Origin of the sequence: Mesorhizobium sp. M4B.F.Ca.ET.017.02.2.1 (assembly GCF_003998955.1) — a bacterium.
In the GTDB taxonomy this organism is placed as follows: Bacteria; Pseudomonadota; Alphaproteobacteria; order Rhizobiales; family Rhizobiaceae; genus Mesorhizobium; species Mesorhizobium abyssinicae.
Genome location: NZ_RZOF01000223.1, coordinates 1 through 10723 on the forward strand (window position 1 = coordinate 1; position 10723 = coordinate 10723).

General features: G+C 66.2%; 10 protein-coding genes. 7 read left to right on the forward strand and 3 right to left on the reverse strand.

The window, feature by feature from the left end; genetic code table 11:
• A partial coding sequence (locus tag EN738_RS22915; protein WP_145966905.1) for an LTA synthase family protein occupies nucleotides 1-1706 on the reverse strand: 1706 nt, incomplete at its 3' end.
• A 269-nt stretch (nucleotides 1707-1975) separates the two neighbouring features.
• Between EN738_RS22915 and fabD the strand changes: the two genes are divergently transcribed.
• The 7 genes from fabD (at nucleotide 1976) to gmk (ending at nucleotide 8697) form a co-directional block, all read left to right on the forward strand.
• On the forward strand, nucleotides 1976-2917 hold the full coding sequence (gene fabD / locus EN738_RS22920; protein WP_127285712.1) for an ACP S-malonyltransferase: 942 nt from the start codon (nucleotides 1976-1978) through the stop codon (nucleotides 2915-2917).
• Nucleotides 2918-2976: 59 nt separating this feature from the next.
• Nucleotides 2977-3714 (forward strand): 3-oxoacyl-[acyl-carrier-protein] reductase, encoded by a 738-nt coding sequence (gene fabG, locus EN738_RS22925; RefSeq protein WP_127285713.1) that lies wholly within the window; start codon nucleotides 2977-2979, stop codon nucleotides 3712-3714.
• 213 nt (nucleotides 3715-3927) lie between these two features.
• The gene (locus EN738_RS22930; protein ID WP_006203723.1) at nucleotides 3928-4164 is read left to right on the forward strand and encodes an acyl carrier protein; all 237 of its coding nucleotides are present in this window, start codon (nucleotides 3928-3930) and stop codon (nucleotides 4162-4164) included.
• Nucleotides 4165-4198: 34 nt separating this feature from the next.
• On the forward strand, nucleotides 4199-5461 hold the full coding sequence (gene fabF, locus EN738_RS22935; RefSeq protein ID WP_127285714.1) for a beta-ketoacyl-ACP synthase II: 1263 nt from the start codon (nucleotides 4199-4201) through the stop codon (nucleotides 5459-5461).
• 201 nt (nucleotides 5462-5662) lie between these two features.
• Nucleotides 5663-6898 (forward strand): endolytic transglycosylase MltG, encoded by a 1236-nt coding sequence (gene mltG / locus EN738_RS22940; RefSeq protein ID WP_127285715.1) that lies wholly within the window; start codon nucleotides 5663-5665, stop codon nucleotides 6896-6898.
• 228 nt (nucleotides 6899-7126) lie between these two features.
• A complete protein-coding gene (locus tag EN738_RS22945; protein WP_127285716.1) occupies nucleotides 7127-8017 on the forward strand; it encodes a YicC/YloC family endoribonuclease in 891 nt (296 codons plus the stop codon).
• 5 nt (nucleotides 8018-8022) lie between these two features.
• Nucleotides 8023-8697: a guanylate kinase gene (gmk, locus tag EN738_RS22950; RefSeq protein ID WP_245478501.1), complete on the forward strand. Its 675-nt coding sequence runs from the start codon at nucleotides 8023-8025 to the stop codon at nucleotides 8695-8697.
• 213 nt (nucleotides 8698-8910) lie between these two features.
• Here the strand turns inward: gmk and rsmA are convergent, their stop codons facing one another.
• Nucleotides 8911-9741, reverse strand: a complete 831-nt coding sequence (gene rsmA / locus EN738_RS22955) for a 16S rRNA (adenine(1518)-N(6)/adenine(1519)-N(6))-dimethyltransferase RsmA (RefSeq protein ID WP_127285717.1) — start codon at nucleotides 9739-9741, stop codon at nucleotides 8911-8913.
• A 24-nt stretch (nucleotides 9742-9765) separates the two neighbouring features.
• On the reverse strand, nucleotides 9766-10723 hold a 958-nt coding region (pdxA, locus tag EN738_RS22960; RefSeq protein ID WP_127285718.1), incomplete at its 5' end, for a 4-hydroxythreonine-4-phosphate dehydrogenase PdxA.

The following is a 10723-nucleotide window of genomic DNA, read 5'->3' on the forward strand; positions in this document are numbered from 1 at the left end:
GTATAGTAGGGGTGCGTGATCCCGGCCGTGGTCAGGATATGGTAGGGCAGGAAGGCGGGGCTGACGGCGCCCATCTCCTCGGCCGGGCCGGTGCGGTTGGACCAGATGATCAGAGGCGTCTGGTGGTGCTCGAGTGCCGCTTCGGGCGAGGGCTCCTTGCGCGGCGCGACATTGTCCTTGAGGAAGCCGGTCTCGACATAGACCGGCCCGAGCGGCGGCAGATGATCGCCGAAGAAGGCGATCACCGTCGGCCGCTGGCGCTTCTTGGCCCATTCGACCAGCCGTTCCAGGCCGCGGTCTGCGTCGGCTGAGCCTTGTGCATAGCTCAGCAGCGATTCACGCGCCCAGGAACTGATCGGCGCCGCGACCTTGTGGGACGGATTGTAGTAGCGGTACGGCTCGTAGGGCCCGTGGTTCTGCAGGCTGACGGCGAACAGGAAGACCGGGTCCTCGCTTGCGTCCGCCTCGCGGATGATCTCGTCGGTCATCGCCGCGTCGGAGGCCAGTGGCCCGCGCTTCTGCATCGGCGGCAGCGTCTCCTCCGAGCGGAAGTCGTTGAAGCCGAAATCGGCATAGACGGCGCCGCGGTTCCAGAACCAGTTGGTGCCGGGATGGATGGCGCGCGCCCTGTAGCCCTCGCTCTTCAGGAAGGTCGCCAGCGACGGCGTCGGCGTGCGCACATACTGCTGGTAGGGGATGGAGCCGGCCGGCAGGAAGGCGTTGGAGAAGCCGGTCAGCGCCTCGAATTCGATATTGGCGGTCATGCCGCCGAATTCCGGCGAGAACATATAGCCGGAGCGCAGCGCCCGCACATTGGGGATCGGGTCCGGCGTGATGGTGACGCCGGGCAGCTTGGTCGGATCCCAGAAGGATTCGCTCATGACGACGATGATGTCGGGCTTCTCGTCCGGCACCGAGGCCGTCACGTCAGGTCTCGCGATCGCCGCGATCGCCTTGTCGGAATAGCCGGCCGGCGCCGAGACATGGGCCATCGGCACGTTGAGCGCGAAAGCAAGCGCAAAGCCGTTGGAGGCGTAGTTCTCCTTCTGGTCCCACATGATCGGGATGATCTGCAGCCGGTCGCGGGTCCACGAGAAGGTGGCGTAGTCCATGATCGACACGAAGAAGGCAAGCAGCGGCACCGTCAGCGTCAGCCGCGCCAGCCGACCCTTGCGGCTGAGGATCGGCACCTTCCGGCGCCACAGGCGCCAGCCATAGACGAGCAGCGACAGGCCGGCCACGATGGCGATGGCGATGGCGACGGCGGTCAGCGGCCGCTCGCGCACCAGAAGCGGCATCAGCGCCATGATCTGGCGGGAGTAGAGGAAATCGGTCGGGTAGAGCGGATCGCCGAGATAGTGCGACTTCTGGTGGCCGACAAAGGCCAGCGCAAGGGTCAGCGGCGCCACGATCATCAGGCTCTGGTGGCTGCGGCCGAGCACGGCGTCCAGCCCGATCAGCACCAGCGCGAAGACGATGATGGTGGTCCAGCCCGGCTTGAAGGGCTGCAGGAAGAAGTCGACGGTGCCGGAAAAATCGCCGCGCACGATCCATTCGATGGCGAACACCAGTATGGCGGAGGCGAGCAGGGTAACGAGGCCGTAGCGGACGATCGGCCATCTCCGCCCCGGCAGATAGCCGGTGGATGGATCGTCTTCCAAGAACTGCGGCGCCACCTTGCCGGCGCCTTTCCTGATCCGTGCCACTTCGATATTCCCCGGCCCACGCTGCGCGCCAATCCGATCGGCGTCATTGAATTGTCATTGAACTGTCACGCAAAGCTAGCGCCTGTGGCGAAAATAAGAAGAGCCAGCAAACGAATCGTGAGCGGTTTTCATCATCAGTGATCGCCAAAAAGCCTTTTGGAACAGGCACTCGGGTGGTGATTTCGCGCCCGGACAGGGTGGCGCGGGCTTGACTTGCCCGTCCGCCTTGCGCCACAGGCAGGTAAAATCAGCCATTGGAGAGCCTCGATATGGCCGTCGCATTCACCTTTCCGGGACAGGGCAGCCAGGCCGTCGGCATGGGCAAGGACCTGGCGGACGCCTTTCCCGAGGCGCGCAGAGTGTTCGAGGAAGTGGACGACGCTCTCGGCGAGAAACTGTCGAAGCTGATCTGGGAAGGGCCGGAAGAGACGCTGACGCTGACCGCCAACGCCCAGCCGGCGCTGATGGCAGTGTCGCTGGCGGCGATCCGCGCGCTGGAAGCGCGCGGATTTTCGCTGAAGGACAAGGTCGCTTACGTGGCGGGGCATTCGCTGGGCGAATATTCGGCGCTTGCCGCCGCCGGCTTCGTTTCGGTGGCGGACGCCGCGCGCCTGCTGCGCGTGCGCGGCAATGCCATGCAGGCGGCGGTGCCGGCGGGCGAGGGCGCCATGGCGGCAATCATCGGGCTCGAGCAGGCCGATGTCGAGGCAGCCTGCGCCGAGGCTGCAAAAGGCTCCATCTGCCAGGTTGCCAATGACAATGGCGGCGGCCAGCTGGTGATCTCCGGCGCCAAGTCGGCGGTCGAGCTGGCGGCAAAGCTGTGCACGGAAAAGGGCGCCAAGCGGGCGCTGATGCTGCAGGTCTCCGCCCCCTTCCATTCGGCGCTGATGCAGCCTGCCGCCGAAATCATGCGCGAGGCGCTGGCCGGCGTGGCAAAGAATTCGCCGGTGGTTCCCGTCGTCTCCAACGTCACGGTCACCCCGACCAGCGATCCCGACGAGATCGCCCGGCGCCTGGTCGCGCAGGTGACGGGCCGCGTGCGCTGGCGCGAGACGGTGGAGTGGTTCGCCGCCAACGGAGTTGCCACGCTCTACGAAGTCGGTGCCGGCAAGGTGCTGTCGGGCCTGGCGCGGCGGATCAACCGCGACGTTGCCACCGGCGCCGTCGGCACGGCAGCCGATGTCGAGGCGGCGCTGGCCGCGCTCGCATAATCCACTGGCGATTTGAACGCACCCGTGTGAAGGGTGCTCTCTGAGATCAGGAGACCAACATGTTCGAACTGACCGGCCGCAAGGCGCTCGTCACCGGCGCATCGGGTGGCATCGGCGAGGCGATCGCCCGCGTGCTGCACAGCCAGGGCGCCATCGTCGGCCTGCACGGCACCCGCCTCGAGAAGCTCGAGGCGCTGGCCGCCGAACTCGGCGACCGCGTGAAACTATTCCCGGCCAACCTGTCCGACCGCGACGAGGTCAAGGCGCTCGGCCAGAAGGCGGAAGCCGATCTCGAAGGCGTCGACATCCTCGTCAACAATGCCGGCATCACCAAGGACGGCCTGTTCGTGCGCATGTCGGATGCCGATTGGGACAGCGTGCTGGAGGTCAACCTCACCGCCGTGTTCCGGCTGACGCGCGAGCTGACCCATCCGATGATGCGCCGCCGCCATGGCCGCATCATCAACATCACCTCGGTGGTCGGCGTCACCGGCAATCCCGGCCAGACCAATTACTGCGCCTCCAAGGCCGGCATGATCGGCTTTTCCAAGTCGCTGGCGCAGGAGATCGCCACCCGCAACATCACCGTCAACTGCGTCGCCCCGGGCTTCATCGAATCGGCCATGACCGACAAGCTCAACGACAAGCAGAAAGAGACGATCATGGCGGCGATCCCGACCCGGCGCATGGGCACCAGCGCCGAAGTCGCCTCCGCGGTCGCCTATCTCGCCTCCAACGAAGCGGCCTATGTCACCGGCCAGACCATTCATGTGAATGGCGGCATGGCGATGATCTGAGCAGCCTTGTTCCGACTATGGTCCGGCGGTTGTGAAAAGCGCCATTTCGGCTTGGACCTCCCGCATTTTTCGTGTAATGCGGCCGGCAACCCGGCGGTTCGGGCAAAAACCGGTCCTGTGGCGTTGCGTTACCCGCAAGACCATATTTCAGCTTGATTAGCGGCATTCCGCCCGCTAACGAAGACAACTCAACATAAGACGAGGATGCCCCAAATGAGTGACACCGCAGAGCGCGTCAAGAAGATCGTCATCGAGCACCTGGGCGTCGATGCCGACAAGGTGACGGAGCAGGCGAGCTTCATCGACGATCTGGGCGCTGACAGCCTCGACACGGTCGAACTCGTCATGGCGTTCGAAGAAGAATTCGGCGTCGAGATTCCGGACGATGCCGCCGAGACCATCCTGACCGTCGGCGACGCGGTGAAGTACATCGACAAGGCCTCGGCCTGAGGCTTTTCGCGGGCATCACCGGGGAGGACCTGCGATGAGGCGTGTCGTCGTCACGGGCCTTGGCCTGGTTTCGCCGTTTGGCATGGGCTTCGAGCACAGCTGGAAGGAACTGCTGACCGGCCGCAGCGCAGCCAAGCGCGTCACCGAGTTCGAAGTGGAGGATCTTGCCTGCAAGATCGCCCACGTCATTCCGCGCGGTGACGGCTCCAACGGCACGCTCAATCCCGAAGCCGTGCTCGAGCCGAAGGAACTGCGCAAGATTGGCGACTTCATCCTGTACGGGATCGCGGCCGCCGACGAGGCGCTGAAGGATTCCGGCTGGCAGCCGGGCACCGAGGAGGAGCGCTGCGCCACCGGCGTCATGATCGGTTCCGGCATCGGCGGGCTCGAGGGCATCGCCGAGAATGCGCTGATCCTGCACGAGCGCGGGCCTCGCCGTATCAGCCCGTTCTTCATCCCCGGCAACATCATCAACCTGGTCTCCGGGCAGGTGTCGATCCGGCACGGGCTGAAAGGCCCGAACCACGCCGTCGTCACCGCTTGCTCGACCGGCGCGCACGCTATCGGCGATGCCGCCCGCCTGATCATCTTCGGCGATGCCGACGTGATGCTGGCAGGCGGTGCCGAGGCCCCGGTGACCCGGCTTTCGCTGGCCGGCTTCGCCGCCTGCCGCGCGCTGTCGACCGAGCGCAACGAGACGCCGCAAAAGGCTTCCCGTCCCTATGACCGCGACCGCGACGGCTTCGTCATGGGCGAGGGCGCCGGCGTCGTCGTGCTTGAGGAGCTCGAACACGCCAAGGCGCGCGGCGCCAAAATCTATGCCGAGGTCACCGGATACGGGCTCACCGGCGATGCCTACCACATCACCGCGCCGGCCGAGGATGGCGACGGCGCCTTCCGCTGCATGACGGCGGCGCTGAAGCGGGCGAAGCTTTCGCCCGCCGACGTCGACTACATCAACGCCCATGGCACGTCGACCATGGCCGACACGATCGAGCTTGGCGCCGTCGAGCGCCTTGTCGGCAATGCCGCCTCGAAGATCTCGATGTCGTCGACCAAGTCGTCGATCGGCCATCTCCTGGGCGCGGCGGGCGCGGCGGAGGCGATCTTCTCGATCCCCGCCACCCGCGACAACACGGCCCCCGCCACCATCAACCTCGACAATCCGGAGCGCGAGACGGCGATCGATCTCGTGCCGAACAAGCCGCGCGCCCGCCAGATCGACGTGGCGCTGTCCAACTCCTTCGGCTTCGGCGGCACCAACGCCTCGCTCGTCTTCCAGCGTTACAATGGCTGAGTGTGGGGCCGGCGGCCGCTCGCGCGGCCTGTCGTCAATTTTGCCATATTCGCCCCTACTCTGCCCTTGGGGATTCGCGCGTCGGACAGAAAACCGCGGCCGGTTTTCGCAAGGCACGAGGCGCAGGGTTGAAATGTTGGAGCGTGGTCCGCGCGTCCGCTGGGACGTGCGCCTCTCCAAGAGATCAGATGGTAGGGCGCTATGAACACAAATCCGGGCGGCAGCGGAGATTTCGGCAAGCAGCAGGCCGCAACTGGTCCGATCGTCCCGAAGACGGCGGCCGAGGCGCTGCGTCCCGAGGCCGGCACGCCGCCGCCGCGACGCTCGCGCGCCTCGCGCAGCCAGGTCGTCGTGTTCATGAATTTCGTCATCTCGCTGGTGATGCTGATGATCCTGGCGGCCGGCGCCGCGCTCTATTTCGGCAAGCAGGCGTTCACCGAACCCGGCCCGTCGGCCAATGGCGACACCTTCCTGGTCAAGCCGAACACCGGCGTTCAGGACATCGCCGACCAGCTCGAGCGGCGCGGCTTGATCAGCGACGCGCGCATCTTCCGCCTCGGCGTGCGTGCCACCGGCAATGATTCCGCGCTCAAGGCCGGCGAATACGAGATCAAGCCGCGCGCCTCGATGCTCGACATCATGGAAATGCTGAAGAGCGGCAAGTCGGTGATGTATTCGCTGACCATCCCCGAGGGGCTGACAGTCGAGCAGGCGCTGCAGCGCATCTCCGAGCAGGATGCGCTGACCGGCGACATGCCGGCGGCCATGCCGCCGGAGGGCAGCCTCGCCACCGACACACTGCGCTTCACCCGCGGCGCCACGCGCCAGCAGATGATCGACAAGCTCCTTGCCGACCAGAAGAAGCTGGTGGACGATGTCTGGGAGCGGCGCGCGCCGGACCTTCCGATCGCCAATGTCGAGGACTTCGTCACACTGGCCTCGATCGTCGAGAAGGAGACGGGCAGGGGGGACGAGCGTTCGCGCGTGGCCTCCGTGTTCCTCAACCGTCTCGCCAAGGGCATGCGCCTGCAGTCCGATCCGACCATCATCTACGGCCTGTTCGGCGGCAAGGGCAAACCCGCCGACCGTCCGATCTACCAGTCGGACATCGACAAGCAGACTCCCTACAACACCTATTTGATCAACGGCCTGCCGCCGACGCCGATCGCCAATCCCGGCCGTGCGGCCCTTGAGGCCGTCGCCAATCCATCAAAGACCGACGATCTCTATTTCGTCGCCGACGGCACCGGCGGCCATGTCTTTGCCGCGACGCTCGAAGAGCACAACCAGAACGTCGCCCGCTACCGGGCACTACAGAAGAAGCAGGCCGAGGACGCCGCCAAGGCTGGCGCCGCCAAGGTCGAGGGCCAGACCGACGCGCCGGCCACCGGCGACGATAGCGGTGACGCCAGTGGCGATGCGGGCGCCGCCCAATAGACAAACGCTTTTGAACTTGCGCCCGGCTGCAAGGGGGCGTTGATATTTTGACGGCGGCGTACGCTTCGAGGGGGCGCCGTGGTTTTTTGGAGCAATTCCAGGAAAAGTGTGCAACGCTTTCCGTTCGGAATTGCGTAGAAACAAATAGTTAGAGCGGTTCGGCGATGCCATCAACCGCTCAGGGTCGCGCAACGTCCGCGACCGCGCGCAAGGGGGCGCAAGGGCATTATGAATCTGCAGAGCATGACCGGTTTTGCACGGGCGGTCGCCGAACATGACGGCACCTCGATCGCCTGGGAGGTGAAATCGGTCAACGGCAAGAGCGTCGAGGTGAGGCTGCGGCTGCCGCAAGGCTTCGAGCGGCTCGAGCCGGCGGTCCGGCAGACGATCCAGAAGCGTTTTTCGCGCGGCAATTTCCAGGCGACGCTGACGGTCGGCCGCGCCGCCGGCCAGCAGGTGCAGCCGGTGGTCAACGAGTCCTTCCTCAAGGATCTGGCCGGGCTGGCCAAGCGCCTGCAGGAGCAATTCGGCGCCGCCCCCGCCACCGCCGACGGGCTGCTCGCGTTGCGCGGCGTGCTCGACATTCCCGAGACGATCGAAACCGAGGAGGCGCGGGCGGCGCTCGACGGCGCCATCCTGGCCTCGCTCGAAACGGTGCTGGTAGGCCTGGAAATGGCCCGTCAGGGCGAGGGCGCCGCCCTGCGCTCGCTGCTTGCCGGCCACATCGACGCCATCGAGGCGCTGACGCTGAAGGCCGAGGCGGATCCGTCGCGCGAGCCGGCGGCGATCCGCGAACGCATCGCCGAGCAGGTCCGCCTGTTGCTGGATGCTTCGGCCAATCTCGACGCCAGCAGGCTTCACCAGGAGGCGGCCTTCCTCGCCACCAAGGCCGATATCCGCGAGGAGATCGACCGGCTGAAGACCCATGTCGCTTCCGCGCGTGTGCTGCTCGCCAATGGCGGCGCCATCGGCCGCAAGCTCGATTTTCTGGCACAGGAATTCAACCGCGAATCGAATACGTTGTGCTCGAAGTCGAACGCTGCCGCGGTCACCGCCATCGGGCTGGAGCTGAAGGCGGTCGTCGACCAGTTTCGCGAACAGGTTCAGAATCTGGAGTGACCCGGATGGTTGCCAAGGAGCCGATGGTTGCCAGGGATCTGGGGTCCCGCATCCGCCGCCGCGGGCTGATGCTGGTTCTGTCGTCGCCGTCGGGCGCCGGCAAGTCAACGATCGCGCGCAATCTTCTCGAAAGCGATTCCAGTCTCGAGCTGTCGGTCTCGGTCACCACCAGACCGCGCCGGGGCTCGGAGATCGAAGGCGTGCACTATCACTTCCGCACCATGCGCGAGTTCGAGCGGCTGCGCGATTCTGACGCCCTGCTCGAATGGGCGGAGGTGCACGGCAATTGCTACGCCACGCCGCGCGAGCCGGCGGAGCTGGCGCTGGCGCAGGGCCGCGACATGCTGTTCGACATCGACTGGCAGGGCGCCCAGCAGCTCAAGGAGAAGATGCGCGCCGACATCGTCTCGATCTTCATCCTGCCGCCGTCGATGAAGGAATTGAAGGCGCGGCTGAAACGCCGCGCCGAGGACCAGGAATCGGTGATCGAGACCAGGCTGAAGAACGCCCGCCTCGAGATCGAGCACTGGAAGGAATACGACTTCGTCATCGTCAACGACGATCTCGACCGCGCCTTCGCCGAGGTGCGCGGCATCGTCACCGCCGAGCGGCTGCGGCGCGACAGGCGGCCGGGCCTGTTCGATTTCGTTTCGGGGTTGCTGGACGAGAAGACGGAGTGAGGCGGTGCGCCTCTCCTTCTCCCCTTGTGGGAGAAGGTGGATCGGCGCGCAGCGCCGAGACGGATGAGGGGTGCTGGAAGAAATGAGGCGTGAAAAGCAGAAGGCTTTTCTGCGCTTACGCCCTTCTGCGTAGCGATCCGTCCAACACCCCTCATCCGACCTCGCTTCGCGAGGCCACCTTCTCCCACAAGGGGAGAAGGAGAGGCCGCAGCACTACACCGCGTTCGTCAACCTTACGAACTCGTCCACGCTGAGCGTCTCCGCCCGCCGCGTCGGGTCGATGCCGGCGCGGACCAGCAAGGCCTCGCCGCCGAGGCTCTTGACGCTTTGCCGCAGCATTTTCCGGCGCTGGCCGAAGGCGGCCTCGGTGACGCGGCCGAGCTTTTTCGCTTCTACCGGCAAGGGGGCCGTGCGCGGCACCAGATGCACCACCGATGACGTCACCTTCGGCGGCGGGGTGAAGGCCTGCGGTGGCACGTCGAAGGCGATCCTGGCTTGCGTGCGCCAGCCGGCGAGCACGCCGAGCCGGCCATAGGCATCGCTGCCTGGGGCGGCGGTGATGCGCTCGGCTACCTCGCGCTGGAACATCAGCGTCATCGATTGGTAGAAGGGCGGCCATTCGGCAATCGTCAGCCAGCGGATCAGGAGTTCGGTACCGATATTGTAGGGCAGGTTGGCGACGATCTTCACCGGTCCGCCGGCTTCCCCGGCAAGCGCGGCGAAGTCCGTCTTCAGCGCATCGCCGGGAATGACGTGCAAACGGCCGGGATAGTAATTGGAGACCTCCGCCAGCGCTTCCAGGCAGCGCTCGTCGCGTTCGATGGCGACGACCCGCCTGGCGCCGTTGAACAACAGCGCCCGCGTCAATCCGCCGGGGCCGGGGCCGACCTCGATCACGGTGGCGTCAGCGAGGTCGCCGGCGGAGCGCGCGATCTTGCCGGTCAAATTGAGGTCGAGCAGGAAATTCTGGCCGAGCGACTTCTTCGCCTGCAGCCCATGGCGTTCGATCACCTCGCGCAGCGGCGGCAACCCGTCGATCGTCATGCGGTCAGGCTCACGGCAATGCGCTCATGCGGCCACGGCCTCGGTCCCGCTGTCGGCAAGCCGGCGGGCGAGCCTCAGGGCCGCGATCAGGCTGTCGGCGCGCGCGATGCCCTGGCCCGCAATGTCGAAAGCGGTGCCGTGGTCGGGCGAGGTGCGGATGAAGGGCAGGCCGAGCGTGACGTTGACCGCCTCGTCGAAGGCCAGCGTCTTGGCCGGGATCAGCGCCTGGTCGTGGTACATGCAAAGTGCCGCGTCGTAGCCGGCTCGCGCCCGTGCATGGAACATGGTGTCGGCCGGCAGCGGTCCGAAGGCGTCGATGCCCTCCGCCCTCAGTTGCTCGATCGCCGGCTGGATGACCCGCCTGTCCTCCACCCCCATTGCACCGCCTTCGCCGGCATGCGGGTTGAGGCCGGCGACCGCGAGCCTCGGCCTGGCGATGCCGAAGCGGGTTTTCAGGTCGGCGGCGGTGATGCGTGCGGTGGTGACGATCAGCTCGCTCGTCAGCGCCTTCGGCACGTCGACGAGCGGGATGTGGATGGTGACCGGGACGGTGCGCAGTTCCGGGCCGGCAAGCAGCATTACCGGCGTCACCTCGGCGCCCGTGTGCAGTCCCGCCAGATGCGCCAGATATTCGGTGTGGCCGGGAAAGCGGAAGCCGGCATCGTAGAGCGGCTTCTTGGCGATGGGGCAGGTGACCACGGCCGCGGCGCGGTCGGCAAGACAATCGGCCACGGCCCGATCGATGGCTTCGAGGGTGCCTGCGGCATTGGCGATGTCGGGCCGCCCGGGATTGTCGACATGGCCGGCATCGAGCGGCACGATCGGCAGCGCCCGCGAAAACATCCGCGCTGCTTGCGCCGGCAGCGTTTCGGCGATGGCTATCCTGGCGCCGATGTGGTGCGCGCGCGCCTCGATCAGTGTCGGATCGGCAAGCAGGTAGAAGGGCGCCACCCCGGCGCTTTCACCGGCGAGCCAGGCGGCG